The organism is Methylobacterium sp. NPDC080182 (assembly GCF_050281105.1).
In the GTDB taxonomy this organism is placed as follows: domain Bacteria; phylum Pseudomonadota; class Alphaproteobacteria; order Rhizobiales; family Beijerinckiaceae; genus Methylobacterium.
Map to the genome: position 1 here is coordinate 365,139 of NZ_JBNNWO010000003.1, position 18,128 is coordinate 383,266.

The 18,128-nt window shown below is 74.4% G+C and carries 11 protein-coding genes; 5 read left to right on the plus strand and 6 right to left on the minus strand.

Annotated features, from left to right (window positions below; all coding sequences use genetic code 11):
- Positions 1–94: 94 nt before the first annotated feature.
- Genes ACQKQD_RS07840 through ACQKQD_RS07850 form a run of 3 tightly spaced genes read right to left on the minus strand, consistent with a single transcriptional unit; the run spans position 95 to position 3,293 of the window.
- Complete coding sequence (locus ACQKQD_RS07840; protein WP_056532693.1) at positions 95–904, minus strand: ABC transporter ATP-binding protein; 810 nt, start codon at positions 902–904, stop codon at positions 95–97.
- A gap of 10 nt (positions 905–914) precedes the next feature.
- On the minus strand, positions 915–2,069 hold the full coding sequence (locus ACQKQD_RS07845) for an ABC transporter permease (RefSeq protein WP_056532696.1): 1,155 nt from the start codon (positions 2,067–2,069) through the stop codon (positions 915–917).
- A gap of 48 nt (positions 2,070–2,117) precedes the next feature.
- Entirely contained in the window at positions 2,118–3,293 is a 1,176-nt protein-coding gene (locus ACQKQD_RS07850; RefSeq protein ID WP_427508022.1) for an MFS transporter, read from the minus strand.
- Positions 3,294–3,438: 145 nt separating this feature from the next.
- Between ACQKQD_RS07850 and ACQKQD_RS07855 the strand changes: the two genes are divergently transcribed.
- Positions 3,439–4,737: a hypothetical protein gene (locus ACQKQD_RS07855; protein WP_427508023.1), complete on the plus strand. Its 1,299-nt coding sequence runs from the start codon at positions 3,439–3,441 to the stop codon at positions 4,735–4,737.
- 103 nt (positions 4,738–4,840) lie between these two features.
- Positions 4,841–5,281, plus strand: coding sequence for a DUF1489 family protein (locus tag ACQKQD_RS07860; RefSeq protein ID WP_091977177.1), 441 nt, complete (start codon positions 4,841–4,843; stop codon positions 5,279–5,281).
- A 71-nt stretch (positions 5,282–5,352) separates the two neighbouring features.
- On the opposite strand, the gene ACQKQD_RS07865 is transcribed toward ACQKQD_RS07860, so the two are convergent.
- The gene (locus ACQKQD_RS07865; RefSeq protein WP_427508024.1) at positions 5,353–12,762 is read right to left on the minus strand and encodes a hypothetical protein; all 7,410 of its coding nucleotides are present in this window, start codon (positions 12,760–12,762) and stop codon (positions 5,353–5,355) included.
- 288 nt (positions 12,763–13,050) lie between these two features.
- Between ACQKQD_RS07865 and ACQKQD_RS07870 the strand changes: the two genes are divergently transcribed.
- Positions 13,051–13,371: an Hpt domain-containing protein gene (locus ACQKQD_RS07870; RefSeq protein WP_091680223.1), complete on the plus strand. Its 321-nt coding sequence runs from the start codon at positions 13,051–13,053 to the stop codon at positions 13,369–13,371.
- A 133-nt stretch (positions 13,372–13,504) separates the two neighbouring features.
- On the plus strand, positions 13,505–13,825 hold the full coding sequence (locus tag ACQKQD_RS07875) for a 2Fe-2S iron-sulfur cluster-binding protein (RefSeq protein ID WP_020092346.1): 321 nt from the start codon (positions 13,505–13,507) through the stop codon (positions 13,823–13,825).
- 169 nt (positions 13,826–13,994) lie between these two features.
- Here ACQKQD_RS07875 and ACQKQD_RS07880 read toward each other — a convergent pair whose 3' ends face one another.
- Entirely contained in the window at positions 13,995–15,170 is a 1,176-nt protein-coding gene (locus ACQKQD_RS07880; RefSeq protein WP_427508025.1) for a vWA domain-containing protein, read from the minus strand.
- Between the two features lie 335 nt (positions 15,171–15,505).
- Between ACQKQD_RS07880 and ACQKQD_RS07885 the strand changes: the two genes are divergently transcribed.
- A complete protein-coding gene (locus tag ACQKQD_RS07885; protein ID WP_020092348.1) occupies positions 15,506–15,913 on the plus strand; it encodes a hypothetical protein in 408 nt (135 codons plus the stop codon).
- Between the two features lie 62 nt (positions 15,914–15,975).
- Here the strand turns inward: ACQKQD_RS07885 and ACQKQD_RS07890 are convergent, their stop codons facing one another.
- Entirely contained in the window at positions 15,976–17,820 is a 1,845-nt protein-coding gene (locus tag ACQKQD_RS07890; protein WP_042671514.1) for a cation:proton antiporter, read from the minus strand.
- Positions 17,821–18,128: the final 308 nt, after the last annotated feature.

Consider the following 18,128-nt stretch of genomic DNA (forward strand, 5'->3'; position numbering starts at 1 on the left):
GGCTCCCGGAGGGGAGCAGGGCGGGATCTGGGTGGGACGGCGGCGATCGGGCATCGGGTCAGGCACGGGATCAGGCACGGGATCAGGCATGGGATCAGGCATGGGCCGAGGCGCCCCCCGTCGCGATGGTCCGGGCGCGCTTGCCGTGGAAGTACGAGCGCAGCCAGGGATGGTCGCTCGCCAGCATCTCGTCGATCGTGCCGGCGGCGATGATCTGGCCGTCGCCGAGCGCCGCGATGCGGTCGCAGGCGGTGTAGAGGCTGTCGAGGTCGTGGGTGACCATGAACACGGTCAGCCCCAGCGTCTCCTTGAGGGTCGAGACGAGGTCGTCGAACTCGCCCGCGCCGATCGGGTCGAGGCCCGAGGTCGGCTCGTCGAGGAACAGGATCTCGGGATCGAGCGCCAGGGAGCGGGCGAGCGCCGCGCGCTTGATCATGCCGCCCGACAATTCCGAGGGCAGCTTGTCGGCGGCGTCGGGCTTCAGGCCGACCATCTCGATCTTGAGCCGGGCGAACTCGTCGAGCAGGCGCTCGGACAGGTTCAGGTGCTCGCGCATCGGCACCTGGATGTTCTGCTTGACGGTGAGAGCCGAGAACAGGGCGCCCTGCTGGAACAGCACGCCCCAGCGCTGCTCCATCCGGCGCCGCTCCGCGTAGGTGAGTTCGTCGACGTCGCGGCCGAACACCTCGATGGTCCCGGCCCGCTTCGGGTTGAGGCCGAGGATCGTCCGGGTGAGCACCGACTTGCCCTGGCCCGAGGGCCCGACGAAGCCCAGGATCTCGCCGGCGCGGATGTCGAGGCTCAGGCCCTTCAGGATGTTGCGGTCGCGGAAGCCGACCACGAGGTCGCGCACGCGGATGATCGGGGCGGGGCCATTCGGCGAGGCGGTCATCGGGGCATTCATCGCGGCGGCCTCAGAAATCGATCGCGGCGAAGAACACCGCGAACAGGCCGTCGAGGACGATGACCATGAAGATGGACTTCACCACCGACGCGGTGACGTGACGGCCGAGCGATTCCGCGGAGCCCTCGACCGCGAAGCCCTCGATCGTGGCGATCACCCCGATCGTCAGCGCCATGAACGGCGCCTTGATCAGGCCGACCATGACGTGGTGGACGCCCACCGCCGCCTGGAGCCGGACCAGGAACTGGTCGAGGGTCAGGCCGCCGTAGAGCATCGCGGTGAGGCCGCCGCCGGCGAGCGCCGCGAGGTCGCCGATCAGCGTCAGCATCGGCAGGCCGATCATCAGCGCGAGCACCCGGGGCACGATCAGGATCTCGACGGGGTCGAGGCCCATGACCCGGAGCGCGTCGACCTCCTCGCGCATGCGCATGGAGCCGATCTCGGCGGTGATCGCCGAGCCGGAGCGGCCGGCGACCATGATCGAGGTGAGCAGCACGCCCATCTCGCGCAGGATCAGGAGGCCGATCAGGTTGACCACGAAGGTCTGGGCGCCGAAGCGCTGGAGCTGGAAGATGCCCTGCTGGGCGACGATGCCGCCCACGAGGAACGAGATCAGCACGATGATCGGCGTGCCGTTGAGTGCCACCTGCTGGATCTGGTTGATCAGGGCGTTGCCGCGGAACGTGCCGGGCCGCAGGGCGACGCGCCCGCAGGCGGCGATCAGCTCGCCCAGGAACGCGAGGGCGGTGACGAACTCGCGGCCGCCCTGCACGGTCCGGCGCCCGGTGGCGTCGAGCAGGCCGACGACCGGGCCGTGCCGCCGCGGCGGCGGCGCGTCCGGCTCGCGCAGCCGGACCTCGCCCAGCAGGGTGCGGTGCTCCGGGCGGGCGCCGAGATAGGTGAGGGCGCTGCCCGCCTGCTCGATCTCGGCGCGGGTCCGCTCCAGGACCCAGGCGCCGAGCGTGTCGAGGCGCTCGATCCCCGACAGGTCGACCGCCACCGGCCCGGCGCGGCCGGCCGCCGCGATGCGCGCGGCCGCGGCCTCGACGGTCGGGGCCTGGTCGGCGGTCCAGCGGCCGTCGAGCGCCAGGCGGCCGTCGGCCGACCGGTCCCGCAGCGCGGCGCCGGCCAAGGCGCCGGGAACAGTGCCCTCGCTCAGCAACACCCATACTCCTCGATCGAGGCACCACCCTGCCCGGCGGTTATGACGACATTACGGTTGACGATCCGTCTCCAACCTCACCCCCCGCGCGCGGCGGGAGGCCAGGGCGAGGCCCAGGCCCGCGGCGGCGAGCGGCGCCATCAGCAGGAAGGCGAGGGGGCCGCCGGCCCGGTAGGCGACGCCGCTCCCCAGGGTCGCGACCACCGAGATCCCGGCATTGACCGCGCTGAGCGTGCCCTGCGCCCGGCCCCGCGCGCCGTCGGGGGCGTAGGCTGAAACGGCCGCCATGGCGCCGAGCTGGGTCGCCCCGAAGGTCAGGCCGTGGAGGCACTGGAGCGGCACCAGCGCCGCGAGGTGGTCGCCGAGGAGGTACATGCCGATCGCCCGCAGGATCGCCGCGACGGCCCCGGCGCCGAGGAGCCGCACCGGGCCGCGCCAGGCGGCGGGCAGGGCGGGGAGGCCGGCGAACAGGGCGATCTCGGCCAGGACGCCGATCGCCCAGAGCGCGCCGACCCAGGTCGGCGGGATGCCCTGGCCGGTCCAGTAGATGCTGCCGAACCCGTAGATCGCCCCGTGGCTCGCCTGGATCGCGGCCGCCGCGCCGATGCACAGCCAGAGCCGCCGCGGCAGCCGCGTCCGGCCGTCGCCCGCCGCCGACGGCGGCAGGGCCGCCACCACGCGGCTGCGCCACGCCACCAGACCCGCGCCGAGGGCGAGGCCGGTCAGGAGCAGCGGCACGGCGAGCCGGCCGCCGAGCGCCGTCAGCAGCAGCCCGCCCGCGAGGTTCGCCAGCAGGAACGCGATGGAGCCCGCCATCCGGATCCGCGCGTAGGTCAGGCGGGCGTCTTGGCGCACGGCCGCGAGCGTCAGGTAGTCGATGCAGGGCACGAGCGGCGCGCCGGCGACCGCGTTGAGCACGATCAGCCCGGCCAGCAGCGGCCACCCGATCCCGGCCGCGGCGGGCATCAGCGCGTAGGTCAGGCTCAAGGCGAGGCTGCCGAGCAGGATCAGCCGCCGGGGCCCGAGGCCGCGGTCGAGGAGGCTCATCAGCGGCGCCGTGGCGGCGATCCGCGTGGCGATCGGCAGGGCGAGGAGGAGACCGATCACCCGGGCATCGAGCCCCAGGGCGTCGAGCCACAGGGGCATGAACGGCATCGCGATGCCGATCTCGGTGAACACCACGGCGTAGAGCAGCGACAGGCGCGCCGGGCCGGACGGGCGGGGCAAGGCGGGTCTCGACGAGCGGGGTGAGCAGGGAGGCGGGACCGGGAAGGCGTCCGTAAGCGCCCGTTAAAGGCCCTCTGTCAAATTCGCCGCGATTGGCGCGCATCGGGGCCGCCGCCGCGCCCGCATTCAGCGTCCAGAGAGGCCCATGTTCGGTTCCGTCAACCCGAGCGCGCACGCTTCGGCCGAGTACGAGGCGATCGAGGCGACGATCAGCGCCAGCGAGCGCGGCCGCTGGTTCCTCGCCGAGTACGCCCGGCGCAACCGGGGCGCCGAGACCGAGGTGCTGCTCGGGGCGATCGCGCGGCTGGAGCGGAGCGTCACCGCCGACCGCGGGCAGGAGGCCTTCGGGCACCTGCGCGGCAATCTCCTCGACATGGCCGACGCGATCAGCCGGACCAAGGGCGAGATCGCGGCGCTCAACACCCCGAACGGCGACGAGACCCGGCTGACGCAGGCGTCCCTCGCCCTCGACGCCATCGTGCGCGAGACCGAGCAGGCCACCTCCGACATCCTCAGCGCCGCCGAGTCGATCCAGGAGGCAGCCTGGACCCTGCGCGAGCGCGGGGCCGACGCGCAGGCCTGCGACGCCCTCGACCGCCACGCGACCGCGATCTACACGGCCTGCTCCTTCCAGGACCTGACCGCGCAGCGCACTGCCCGGATCGTCTACACGCTGCGCTACCTGGAGGACCGGGTCTCCGCGATGATCGCCATCTGGGGCGAGGACGCGGTGCGGGTGCCGCCCCACCGGGGCGCGCGGCCGGCCGGCGAGCCGGCCGATCTGAACCAGAGCGACATCGACCGCTACATCGCCATGGACGTGCCGGCCGTCACGGTGGCGGCCCTCGTGGCCCGCCCCGGCAGCCCGGCGCTGCACGAGGATCTGGTGTTCCTGCCGGTCCAGGCGGAGGCCCGAGCGCCGGAGGCCGAGCCGGAGACAGAGGTCGCGGCCGAAGCGCCGGCCGCTCCGGAGCCGGTGGCGGAGGCCGAGCCGGACGCCGTGTCCGAGCCGGCGGGAGCGGCCGCGCTGGCATTCGCCCCGGAGCCGGACCTCGCCGCGCCGGGGGACGGATCGGAGGCCGCACCCGCGGCCGGCTTGGAGGCCGGCTTGGAGGCCGACTTGGAGGCCGACTTGGAGGCCGATCTGGAAGCGGACTGGGCGGTCGATCTCGAGGCCGCCCCGGAGCCGGAGCCGGCTCCGGAGGTCGCCTCCCTTCCCGTCGCCGATCCGTCCGCCGCGGACGCGCCGGAGCCCGCCACCGCGATCGAGGAGGCGTTCGAGGCGGACGTCGAGCGGGACATCGCGCGCGATATGGCCGACCTCACCTGGGGCGAGACCGTCGCGGCCGCCCCCGAGCCGGCGATGCCGCCGGAGGAGCCGGCCCTGAGCTTCGCCGAGATCGACGCGCTGACGCCGGAGCAGCGGCTCGCGCTCTTCGCCTGACGGGTCCGGCCCGGCGCCGGCGCTCCGGCGCGGTTCGACAGGCGCGCGCCGGCGCGGACCCTGCTATCAGGAGCGCCCCCGGCACCCCCGAGCACGCGCATCCGTGGCCCTGCACCTGATCAAGCTCTGCGTCGGCCCCGCCACCATCGCCGATCTCGAGGCCCGGCAGGCCCGCTTCCGCGCGGAGGCGCTCCGGGACGGACGGCAAGCGGCCCCGTTCCACGTCACCCGCACCCTGCCCAAGCGCCACCGGGAGATCACCGGGCAGGGCTCGATCTACTGGGTGATCCGCGGGACGCTGTCCTGCAGGCAGGCAATCACCGCGATCGAGCCGCTCACCGGGGAGGACGGCATCCCGCGCTGCCGGCTGGTCTTCGATCCCCGGCTCGTCCCGGTGGCGCCCCGGCCTTACCGGCCGTTCCAGGGCTGGCGCTACCTCACGGCGCGCGACGCGCCGGCCGATCTCGGGGCCGAGGCCTCGGGGGACCTCGCCGAGATGCCCGAGGCCCTGCGGCGCGAGCTGGTCGGCCTCGGCCTGCTCTGAGCGCGGGGCGGGTCTCGTCGTCCCCGGTGCGGGACCCGCCGGCGCCGCGAGCGGCCCCGGCGGGATCGGTCCTACGCCCCGTCGAAGCGCCCGCTGGCATGGGCCAGCATGGTGTAGACCTTGCCGGTCTCCGAGGTCAGGTAGGCGTCGGTGCGCTTGGCGTCGCTGTCGTTCTTGACCACGTCGCCGAGCAGGCGCTCGAACTCGCTGACGTAGCGGTCGACGCTGCGGCGGAACTCCGCATCGGTCCTGTAGCGGCGCTGGATCTCCGCGAAGGTGGCCCGGCCCTGCGGCGTGTAGATCCGCGGGTCGAACAGGTTCGGCTCGCCCCGGCGGTACCGCTCCCACAGGTCGACCGCGGTCCGGTGCTCGATCATCTTGGCGATGTCGGTCGAGATCGTGTCGAGGGCGATCCGCCCGGTCTCGGCGGCCGCCACCGCGGGGCGGCGGGCCGCCGGCGCGGGCGCCGGGGCGGCGGCCGGCGCGTCGGCCGCCGGCTCCTCGTCGTCGTCCAGCGAGGCGCGGGTCAGCAGGTCGGACAGCCAGCCGCGCTTGTCGCCGGCCTGCGCCGGGCGGGCGGTCGCGGACGGGCGCGGCGCCTCGATCTTGGCCGTGGCGGGCCGCGGCGTCGCCGCGGGCGCCGGCAGGGCCGGAGCCGCGGGGGCCGCCGTCGGCATCGCCGGTGCGACCGGGGCCGCGGCGGGCGCCGCCGCCGCGACGGCGCGGCCGCCGCTCTCCGCGACCCGGCGCTGGGGCTGCGCCTGCGCCTGCGGCTGGGCGACGTCGACCGAGCGGCCGGAGCGGGAGACCAGGGACGACAGCTCGTTGAGGGCCTTGATCTGGTCCGCCACCACCCGGCGCATCTCGCCGGTGGCGTCCTGCGTCTCGCGCGGCAGCTCGAGGACGCCCTTGGCGAGCTCGGCGCGGGTCGCGTCGAGTTCGCCGCGGATCGAGCCCGCCATCTCGCGCAGGGCCGAGAAGGAGTCGCCGAAGCTGGCCTGGGCCTCCTGGAAGCCGCTGCGCATCTCGCGGGCCGCCTCCTCGATGACCTGCCGGACACCCTGGGCGGCCTTCTCGCCCTCGGCGCTGGCGCTGTCCTTCAGGTCGGCAAAGGCGCTCGTCACCGAGGCCCCGGCGCCCTGGGCCGACTGGGCCAGGGACTCGCCGACGCTGCGGGCACGCTCCTCGGCGGCGCGCAGGGTCTGCTCGATGGTCTGGGCCAGGGCGGTGCCGTTCTGCTCCAGGGCGGCGGCCCGGGCCTCGAACGCGGCCAGCGCCTCGGTCAGCTTGGTCTCGCGGCCCGACAGGGCCGAGTCGAGGCGCTCCTCGATGGCCGCCAGGGAGGCCGCGGCCCGGTCGAGGGCCGCCACGTGCGCGGCGGTCTGCTCGCCGAGGGAGCGGCCGCGGCCGTCGAGGGTCTCGGCGAGGCGCGAGGCCTCGCTGAGCGCCCCGTCGGCGGCGCCGCGCAGGGCCTCGACCTGGGCCGAGACGCCGGCGCTGGCCCGGCCGGTCTCGGCGGCGATGCGCTCCAGCGCCCCCTGGACCTGCTCGATCCGGCCGGCGAGACCCTGCTCGATCGCGCCGAGATTGGTGTCGGCGCCGGCCACGAGGTCGGTCAGCGCCGTGTTGGCGGCCTCGATCCGCTGCAGCAGCGCGCCGAGCTCGCGGCCCATCCGGTCGTTGGTCTCGAACAGCTCCGAGAGCGTGCGGCCCGCGCCGTCCTCGACGGCGGCGCGCAGCAGCTCGGCCGAGGCCCGCGACTGCACGGCCAGCTCCTCGGTCCGCTCCCGCAGGCTCTCGGCGAGCGGCATTCCGGTCTCGGCGAGCGTCCGCTCGATCGCCTCGGCCCGGTCCGACAGGGCCCGCGACAGGTCCATCATCGGCCCGTCGATGGCGCCGCGCAGGCGCTCGACATGGCCCTCCAGGCTGTCGCCGACGGCGCGGCCGCTGCCCTCGACGCTGGCGAGCAGCGCGCCGCCGCGCTCCTCGATGGCGCGCACCAGGGTCTCGGCGCTCTCGGCGAGGCGGCGGGACAGGGCCTCGCCGCGGGCGTCGACCAGGGCACCGAGCGCCGTAGCGCGGCGCTCGAACCCGGCCCCGAGGGCCTCGGTGCGGGCGTCGATCAGGCCGGCGAGCGCGGCCTCGCGGCGGCTGAGCGTCTCGGCCAGGGCCGCGTTGTGGGCCTCGACCTGCTCGGCATGGGCGCGGGCCCGCTCGTCGAGGGCGGCGACCAGGGACGCCGTGCGCTCGTCCATGAGGCCCGCGAAGGCCTCGTGGCGGTCGTCGAAGGCGGTGGCCAGGGTGTCGGCGCGCTGCGCCACCAGGGTCGCGAACAGCCGCATGCGGCTGTCGATGCGCTGCGTGAAGGCGTCGGCGCGGGCGTCGACGCCGCGGGCCAGGGCCTCGCTCTGCGCCTCGACGGCCTGCGCCAGGGCCGCGGTGCGGCCCTCGACCACGCCGTCCAGCTCCCGCAGCCGGGCATCGAAGGTCTCCACGAGGGCGCCGGTCCGCCCCTCGACGGCGCCGTCCAGGGCGCGCAGGCGGGCGTCGAAGGTCTCGACCAGGGCGCCGGTCCGGCCCTCGACGGCACCGTCGAGGGCGCGCAGGCGGGCGTCGAACACCTCCACCAGGGCGCCGGTCCGGCCCTCGGCGGCCGCCACCAGGGCCTGGCCGCGGTCCTCCAGCAGGCCCTCGATCGCGGCGCGCGCCTGCTCGAAGGTCGCCCGCAGGGTCTCGACGCGCGCGTCGACCCGCTCGGACACGTCGCGGCCGGTGCCCTCGACCAGGGCGCCGAGGCGGTTCTGCACCCGGTCGAACAGGGTCTGCAGCTCGCCCGTCCGCTCCTTGAGGGTCTCGGCGAGGCGGTTCTCGCGCTCCTCGAGCAGGCCGGCGATCGCCGGGTTCACGCCCTCGATCGTGGTCTGGAGCGCCTGCGTGCGGTGCTCGATCGTGCCGGCGATCTGGCGGCCGCGGGTGTCCACGAGGCGGTCGATCTCGCCCTGCGCCCGCTCGAACAGGCCCTGGAGGTCGGACAGGCGGGTGTCCAGCAGGTCCGCCATCTGGGCAGGCGCCGCGTCGAGGGTCGTGCGCAGGCCCTCGGTCCGGGCCGCGATGGCGTCGGCGACCTCCTGGCCGCGCCCGTCCACGAGGTCGCGCAGGCCGGCCTGGGCCTCCTCGAACAGGGTGTGGAGGCGCTGCGTGCGGGCGTCGAGGGTGGCGGCGAGCTGGCGCTCGCGGGTCTCCACCAGCGCCGAGACGGCGGCCGGCGCCTCCTCCAGCACCGCGCGGAGGGACTGGATGCGGGCGTCGACCGCGGCGGCGAAGCGGCCGCCGCCGCCCTCGACCACGCCGTCGAGGGCCGACTGGGCCTCCTCGAACAGGGTGCGCAGGGCCTGGGCCCGGGCGGTGAGGGTGTCGGCGAGGCGGGTGCCGCGGCCGTCGACCAGGCTCTCGAGGTGGCCCAGCCGCTCGTCGAACAGGCTGCCGAGCTGGCGGGTGCGGTCGTCCAGGGCGCCGGTGGCGGAGCCGAACGCGCCCTCCAGGGCGGCGACCATCGCCTGCCCGCGGCCGTCCAGCGCCTCGTGGATCGGGCCCATCCGGCCGTCCAGGGTGGCGGCCAGGGTGCCGGCATGGTCGTCCAGCAGGACGCGGATCTGGTTGGTGCGGTCGTCCAGCAGGGTGTGGACCGAGCGGACGCCCTCGTCGAGGAGGCCGCTGATGTCGGCCGTGCGGCTCGACAGGGTGTGGCCCAGGCGGCCCTCGCCGGCATCGAGCATCCGCTCGGCGTCCGCGATGGTCTGCTGGAGCTTGGCGAGCACGCTCTCGCCGCGCTGGTCGATGAGCTCGGCCAGCGAGGTGCCGCCGCGGTCGAGCAGGCGGGCGAGCTCGGTGATCCGGCCGCCGATCGCCCCGAACACGGCGCGGCCCTTCTCGTCGAGCTCGCCCGACATGGCGGCGATGCGCTCGTCGATCAGGCGGCCGATGAGCTCGGCGCGCTCCGCGAAGGCCGCGTGCACGGCCTCGGTGCGGGCCGCCAGCGCCGCGTCGGCGTTCTCGGTGCGCTCGTCCACCAGGCGGATCATCGAATCCGCGCGGTTCGCCAGCGCGGCCTCGAGGCCGCGGGTGGCCTCCTCGATGGTGCCGGTGAGGGCGCGGACGCGCTCGGCCATGGCGCCGTCGAGGCCGCCGGTCCGGTCGGCGATCATCGCCACGAGGTCGCGGGTCCGGCCGGCCAGCTCCTCGTCCACCGCGCGGGTGCGCGCCTCGATCAGGCGGATCGCCTCGAAGGCCTGCACGCCGAAGCTCTCGTCCACGAGGCGGGCGCGCTGGTCCAGGGTCTCGGCGATCGCCTGCAGGCGGCCGATGACGCCGGTGTCGAAATGGCCGGCGCTCTCCTCGATCCGCCGGGCGATCTCGCCCGTGTGGCGGGCGATGTCCTGGCCGAGCCCGGAGGTGCGGCCCTCCAGCATCTCCATCAGGCCGCGATGGCCCTCGGCCATGACGCGGGCCATCTCGTCGGTCCGGGCGCGCAGCGCGTCGTCCACGGCGTTCGCGCGGCTGCCGAGATGGTCGTCGATCTGGCCGACCAGCGCCGCCACGGCGGCCGCGATGGCGGCGGCCCGCTCGGCCGAGCGCGTCTCCAGGCCGCCGAGATGGGTCTCGATCAGGCTGCCGGCCTCGCGGGCCCGGGTGGCGATCGTCTCGGCGACGGCCTCGCCCTTGCCGGTGAGGAGGCGGTCCATCTCCTCCAGCCGGGCGCCGACGGTCTCGCCCAGCGCGGCGGTGTCGCGGTTGATCCGGTCGGCCAGGATGTCGCCGCGGGCGATGGTCTCCTGCAGGGCGGCGAGGCGGTTGCCCAGCGTCTCGTCGATCGCCCGGACCCGGCCGTCGGCGGTCTCGGCGAAGCTCGCGCCGGTCTGGCTGAGGGTGTCGGCGATGCGGGCGCCCTGGCTCGCCACGGCGAGCACGATGTCGCGGCCGGTGCCGCTGATCCGGGCCTGGGTCTCGTCGGCGTGGCCGGCGAGCAGCTCGGCGACGCTCCGGCCGTGCTCGCCGAAGGCCGCCTCCATCTCGCCGATCCGGGCGGCGAGGTCGGCCGAGATCGCGCGGGCGGCCTCGGCGAGGCTGCCGGTGGCGTCGCCGGTCCGGGCGGCGAGCTCGCGGTTGAGATCGTCCAGGGCGGCGCGGACCGCCGCGACGGCGTCCGTGCCGCGGGCGCCGAGCTCGGTGCCGGCCCGGTCGGCGGCGTCGCGGAACCGGGCGGTGAGGATCGCGGTCTCGGCCTCGACCGCGCCGGTGACCTCGCCGGAGGCGGTGCGCAGGGTGTCCAGGGCCGCGGCGAGCCGGGCGGCGGCGTCCCGCGTCTGCGTCTCGGCGGCCTGGCTCGCCTGATCGGCGGCGGCCCGCAGTGCGGCGGCCGCCTCCTCGGTCCGCGCCGACAGGGCGGCGGCGGAATCCGCGACCCGGCGCTCAAACACCCGCACGGCCTCGAGGGTCCGGGCCTCGACCGCGCCGGTGGCGTCCTCGGCCGTGCCGCGCAGGGCATCGGTGGCCGCTTCGGCCCCGCGCCGGAGCGCCGCGACCGCCTCAGCGGTGCGGCCGTCGATCTCACCCGACAGGCCCTCGACGGTGCCCCGCAGCGACTGGACCGCGGAGGAGGCCCCCGTCTCGAAGCCCCGGCCCAGGGCCGCGAAGGCGGCCTCGAGGTTGGCCGCGACCGTCTCGGTCCGGTGCGCGATGCTGCCGCCGGCCTGCTCGGCCGCCGCCGCGACCCGGTGCTCCAGGTCCGCGGCCCGGACCGTCACGGTCTCGTCGAGACGCGCCGCGATGCCGTCCATCCGCTCGGCGAGGGCGCCGCCGCGCTCCGACAGGGCCTCGGCGATCCGCTCGGCGGTGCCGACGAGGTCGTCGCGCACGGCGCCCGCGCGGGCCGCCAGGGTCTCGCCGGCGCCGCTGGCGGCGAGCGCCAGGGCGGCCTGGGCGTCGCGCCCGCGGCCCTCGATCGTCTCGGCGACCGACAGGCCGGCGCTCTCGATCTCGGCGCGCAGCGCGAGGCCGCGGCCGGCGATGTCCTGGGTCAGGGCCGAGCCGGTCTCGGCGAAGCGGGCGGTGATCTCGGCGCCCATCGCGCCGAAGCGCTCGGTCAGCTCCGAGCCGCGCGACAGGAAGGCGGATTCGAGCCCCGTCATGGAGCGCTCGAAGGTCTCGCGCACCGTGCCGGCCTGGCGCTCCAGCGCGTCGCTCACGCGGCTGCCGGTCTCCTCCAGGGTCCGGGTGAGGGCGCCGGCATTCTCCGACAGGCGCTCGGCCAGGGCGGTGCCGGCGGCCTGGAAGGCGCCGGTCGCCGTGCCGGCGCGGTCCTCGAAGCTGCGGGTCAGGGTCTCGCCGACCTCCTGGAAGCTGCCGCGCACCTCCTGGCTGGTGGCCGCCAGCGTGTCGATCAGGTCGCTGCCGCGGGCGGTCATCAGGTTGACCACCCGGTCGCCGGCCTCGCCCAGGGAGGCGGTGATCGCGGCGCCGCGGGTCTCCAGCGCGCCGGTCACGCGCTCGCCCGCGCTGGTCACCGCGGAGACGATCCGGTCGGAGGCGCCCTCCAGGTCCTGGCTCAGGCTCTGGTGCGACCCGGTGATGGCGCTGCGCACCCGCTCGGCGTTGGTGACGATCGCCTCGCGCTGGGCCACCAGCTCGTCCACGAGGGAGCGGATCCGGATCTCGTTGTCGGAATAGGCCCGCTCCAGGGTGGCGATCTCGCCGCGCACCAGGGTCTCCAGCTCGCCGGCCCGGGCGAGCGCCCGCTCGACGCCGTCGCCCACCGCAGCCACCTCGCGGCGCACCGTCTGCGACATGGTCAGGACCGCGTCGGTGGAGAAGCTCTCGGGCTCGGCCAGGCGCACCGCGACCTCGCCGACCGCGCGGGCGACGAGGCGCATCTCCTGGGCGCGCACCGCCAGCATGGCGGCGATCACGAACAGCACCACCGGGCCGAACAGGGCCGCGGCGCCGACGCTCGCCTGGAGGGCCGAGAGGCCCGACAGGACGGCGCGCAGGTCGCCGTCGGACTTCGACCACGCGATCAGCACCAGGGCGCCGATCCAGACGGCGCCGGCCGCGAGGGCGAGCAGGTAGGGCTTGGGCGAGGAGCGCACCCGCAGGGTCTGCTGCAGGATGCCGATGTTGCGCCGGTCGTCGTTGGCCACGAGCGAGCGGTCGGGGGGCAGGAGGCCGCCCTCGCGGCGGGGGCGGTCCAGGCCCGGCGGCGGCAGGTCGGAGGCGAGCGGCGGGTCGAGGTCGAGGCGCGGCGGCATGGTCCGGCCGGCGTCGAGACCGCCGTCGCGCAGCGGGTCGGCGTCACCGACATCGGGCAGGCGCGGCTCGGCGCGACCGTCGGTGCCGTTCGGCGTCAGGGCGTCGAGGTTCAGCGCCTGCTCGATCGCAGAGAGCGCGGCCTCGGCCGGGTCCTTCAGCTTCTTCTCGGTCGCCATACAACGCCTCGTTACACGGGTTCACCGGCGCCTGGAGAGGCTTGAGCCGGAGACGCAACGCCCCGTTTACCATTACAAGACTAAACTCGGGCAGCGACTGCCGATACCCGAGCCCTCGACCGGCCCCAGAAAAGGTTAACCGAATGGTTACCGGGCCCGTCGCTCGCCGCCTCCACCATCCTGCCGCAGGGGAGGGGTCGGGCGCGATCCCCACCCGGCGAATCAGGGGGTGAATTGTGTGGATCAGATCCGCAATCCCCGACGAATCCGGATGCCGGGAGCCCGAACATGCAGGCCATCGACCCCGCGGAACTCGAGGCCCAGACCGGCGGCGACGCCGACCTGGCCCGTGAGGTCCTGGAGCTGTTCGCCGGCCAGTGCCGGTCGATCCTGCCGCGCCTCGCCGACCCGGCCCTGCCGCGGGCGCAGCGCGCCGACCTCGCCCACACCCTGAAGGGCTCGGCCGCGGGCGTCGGGGCGATCCACGTGCGGGCGCTCGCGGACGCCGCGGAGACGCGCCTGCGCGCCGGCGCCGGGGCGGTGCCGGTCGACGACCTCGCGGCCGCGGTCGCGCGGGCGCTGGCGGAGATCGCGGAGGCGCGCGCCTGACGGTGTCGCCCAATGCGGCGATCGATCCGGGACCGGTGTCTAATGCCGCGCTTGCATTCCGCGTTTCCAGCCGCCAAGCAGGCACGCCGCCCGTCGGACAGATTGCGCTCGACGCGAGCCCGGAGCCCCCAGCATGCCCAAGATCACCTACGTCGACCACGCCGGGACGGAACGGACCGTCGAAGGCAGCGTCGGCGCGACCGTGATGGAGACGGCTATGCGCAACAACGTCCCGGGCATCGACGCGGAGTGCGGGGGCGCCTGCGCCTGCGCCACCTGCCACGTCTACGTGGCCGACGCCTGGATCGACACGGTCGGCAAGGCGCAGGACATGGAGCAGGACATGCTGGATTTCGCCAGCGACGTCCGCGAGAATTCCCGCCTCTCCTGCCAGATCAAGATCACGCCGGCGATGGACGGCCTCGTGGTGACGACGCCGTCCCAGCAGGGCTGAGACGGAAACCGTCTCGGTTGCGCGATCCCCGCCCGTCCTCGCGAGCGCAGCGAAGCGACCCGGGGTGGCGCGACGTCCGCGTATGCGGCGCTGCTGGATCGCTTCGCTGCGCTCGCGAGGACGGCATCGCCTCCGGTCGCGTCGCGCTGTGAGGCCGTAAAGGCACCTGTCATCGCACCAGCGCCCGCGCCGCGGCGTCGAGCCCGTCCAGGGTGAGGGGGAACATCCGACCGGCGACCAGCCGCTGCATCATGCCGATCGACTGCGTGTAGCCCCAGTGCGTCTCGGGCACCGGGTTCAGCCACGCCGCCTTCGGGAAATGGTCGAGGAGCCGCTGCATCCAGGTGGCACCCGCCTCCTCGTTCCAGTGCTCCACGGAGCCGCCGGGCGTCGCGATCTCGTAGGGGCTCATCGAGGCGTCGCCCACGAAGACGAGCCGGTAGTCGCTGCCGTAGGTGCGGATCACGTCGAGGAGCGGCGTCTTGGCCTCGTGGCGCCGCCGGTTCTCGGTCCAGACCGCCTCGTAGGGGCAGTTGTGGAAGTAGTAGTGCGCGAGGTGCTTGAACTCCGAGCGCGCCGCCGAGAACAGCGCCTCCGCCTGCTCGATGTGCCAGTCCATCGAGCCGCCGACGTCCAGGAACAGCAGCACCTTCACGGCGTTGCGCCGCTCCGGCCGCAGCTTCACGTCGATGTAGCCCTGGCGGGCGCTCGCGCGGATCGTGCCGTCGAGGTCGAACTCCTCCGCCGCGCCGGTCCGGGCGAAGCGGCGCAGGCGCCGCAGCGCCAGGCGCATGTTGCGCGCGCCGATCTCCCGGTCGTCGTCGAGGTCCTTGAACTCGCGCTTGTCCCAGACCTTCACCGCCCGGAAGTTGCGGTTGCCGTCCTGGCCGATGCGGATGCCCTCGGGATTGTAGCCGTAGGCGCCGAAGGGCGAGGTGCCGCCGGTCCCGATCCATTTCGAGCCGCCCTGGTGGCGCCCCTTCTGCTCGGCGAGGCGCTGCTTCAGGGTCTCGAACAGCTTGTCCCAGCCGAGCGCCTTCAGCTCCGCCTTCTCGGCCTCGGTCAGGTACTTCTCGGCGAGCTTCCTGAGCCATTCCTCCGGGATCGCGGCGGGCTCGACCGCCTCGCCCAGGGTCCCCAGCCCCTTGAACACCGTGCCGAACACCCGGTCGAACCGGTCGAGATGCGCCTCGTCCTTCACCAGCGCGGTGCGCGACAGGAAGTAGAACGCCTCGACGTCATGCTCCGCGAGGCCCCGGTCCAGGGCGCCGAGCAGGGTCAGGTACTCCTTCAGGGAGACGGGGACCTTGGCGTCCCGGAGGGCCGTGAAGAACTGCAGCAGCATGCCGGGAGAACGCGCCAGCCGGGCGTCCGGGTCAAGCCCGCGCGAATCGGTCGGCGCGCCGCCGAGCGTGGCAGGACTTTTCCGAAGGACTTCCGAGTCTTCGCCGATGGTCGACAAGATTCAGCCCCGTCGGCACCACCGATTCCGGCGCCCAAACGAGTCTCTCCGACCCGATGGGACTCATAACCTGGGCATAAGTCGTCGAATCTGTTGATATGTGACCGGACAAGCCTCGCCCAGTCACTCAATCGGTCATGGGAATCGCTCAACTCGGGACATCGAGTATGTGCGGACGCGGCAGCGCGGCCGACACGGAGCTAGCGAGGAGACCTGCGATGGCGGTCATCCTGCGGAATCTGACGGAATTCAAGCGGTTTCTCGGGAAGCCGGGGGCGACGATTCAGCTGGTGCGCAACACCTTCATGGACCGCCAGCCGGAGGCGACCCGGGACGCCTACCGCGACAAGGGCATGTACGCCCCGCGGGCGGTGCAGGCCCTGTCGCGCAAGGCCGCGGTCTTCACCCTGCGGGGCTATCCCGGGACGGTCTGGCTCTACTGGGACAAGGGCGCCCGCGGCTGGCGCTTCTCCGGCGACACCGTGACGGTGCCCCTGGTCACCGGCCTCGGGCCGGCGGACGAGCTGGTCTACCGGTGCAGCTTCGCCGACGGGTTCGAGCCGGCGCCGCGCAGCCGCGCGGCGCGGCGGGCCAAGCACGAGGACGCGCACCCGGTCCTGATCTGAGCGGGGCCCCCGGGACCTCCGCTCGGATCTCCCGCCTCAGGCCGCCCCCTCAGGCCGCCCCTTCAGGCCTCCTGGCCGGCCGCCTCCTGGCGCTCGGGCTCCCGCTTGACCGGGGCCTTGCCGAGTGCCTTCCCGACGGTCCGGCGGGCCCGGAAGATCGGCTTCGACTCGCCCTCGCGCTTCTTCAGCAGGGCGCGGTACTCGTCCCGCCGCTCGTGGATCGACGCGATCACCAGCCCCATCGGCACGCCGACATCGACCAGAACGGCCTCCGACAGCTGCAGCGAGGCCTCGATCGTCTCCGGCACCGCGTCGTCGACGCCGAGCTCGTAGAGCGAGGAGGCGTGGCGGGCGTCGCGGGCCCGGGCCACGATGGTCAGGTCCGGCCGCTCGGCGCGGGCCGCCGCCACCGCCGCCTCGACGGCGCGGGGATTGTCGAGGGTGACGACCAGCGCCCGGGCCGTGGCGATGTCGCAGCGGCGCAGCATCTCGGTGTTGCCGCTGTCGCCGAAATAGACCGGCGCCCCGGCGCGGCGCTGCTCGGCCACCCGCGCGGCGTCGGAATCGAGGGCGATGTACGGGATCTTGTGCCGCTCCAGCATCTCGCCGACCTGCCGGCCGACGCGGCCGAACCCCGCGACGATCACCCGGTTCCCCACGCGCTCCGGCACCGGCTCCGCCTTGGCGGTGGCCTGGGCACTGGCCGTCGCCCGCAGCTTGAGCCGGCGGCCGACGGCGGCGAGCGCCGGGATCATGATCATCGTGACCGTGGTCACCACGAGGGCCGCCGCGCCGACCTCCTCCGGCACTAGGCCGGTGGCCATGGCGCCGCCGATCAGCACGTAGGCGAACTCGCCGCCCGGACCGAGGAGGAGCGCCGTCTCCAGCGCCACCGGCCGGGGGATCTTCAGCACGGGGGCCGCCATCATCACCACGGCGGCCTTGATCAGGACCAGCGCCAGCGACAGGCCGATGATCGCCCCCGGCGTCGCCATCAGCTGCGCCGGGTCGAGGTTCATGCCCACCGAGACGAAGAACACGCCGAGCAGCAGGCCCTTGAACGGGTCGATCGTCGCCTCGATGGCCCGGCGGTACTCGGTCTCGGCCAGCAGCAGGCCGGCCACGAAGGCGCCGAGCGTCATCGACAGGCCGCTCGCCGCCGCGGTCAGCGCCGTGCCGACGATGACCAGCAGGCAGGCGGCCATGAACAGCTCGGTGGAGCGCGTGCGCGCCACGAGCTGGAACAGCGGGCGCAGGGCGAGGCGGCCCGCCACCACGATCAGGGCCAGCGCGATCGCCGCCTGGCCCAGCGCCAGGGCGAGGGCCCAGCCCTTGTCGCCGCCATCGTCGCGGCCGAGCACCGCGATCGCAAACAGGGCCGGGGCCACCGCCAGGTCCTGGAACAGCAGCACCGCGAAGCTCGTGCGCCCGGTCGGCGCGTTCAGCCGCTTCTGCTCGGCGAGGACCGGCAGGACCACCGCGGTCGACGACAGCGCGAGGCCGATGCCGACGATCACCGCGCCGGTGATCGGCACGTTGAGCCCGTAGAGGATCGCCCCGAGGATCAGCGCGGAGCAGCCCACCTGCAGGGAGCCGAGGCCGAAGACCAGCCGGCGCAGCACCCGCAGGCGCTCCCACGACAGCTCGATCCCGATCATGAACATCAGGAAGATCACGCCGAACTCGGCGAGGTGCGAGATCTCGGCCCGGTTGCCGATGGTGAAGAGGTGTACGGAGGGATAGGTGTCGGCCAGCCGGCCGAGGCCGAAGGGTCCGAGCAGGGCCCCGGCGCCGATGAAGCCGAGCACCGGCGAGATCCGCAGGCGGTGGAACAGCGGCACCACGATGCCCGCTGTGACGAGAAACAGGATCGCTTCCTTGTAGGAGCCGGCGTGGACCTCTGGCATCGGCGGCGGATCGAACCTCGTCTCTCGGGGGTGGGGAGCGCCGCTCACGGCCGCGCGATCATGGGTCGGCGCCGCCCTCGGAGCAACCGGATTCGGCCCGCGACCGGTCCCGCGGACGTGCGTTCCGACACAAGCCGGATACAGGCGCGGGTGAGACATTTCGGTCACCGGCACGCGGGATGCGGACGGCATCCAAAGGAGGCATGCGGTGAAGGCGTGCAACGCGGCCCAAAATCGGCACAATGCGCGCATACACGCCTGAGTTAACCGGGGGTTAAGCTCGGCCGGGCTCGGCCCGGAACTGGACC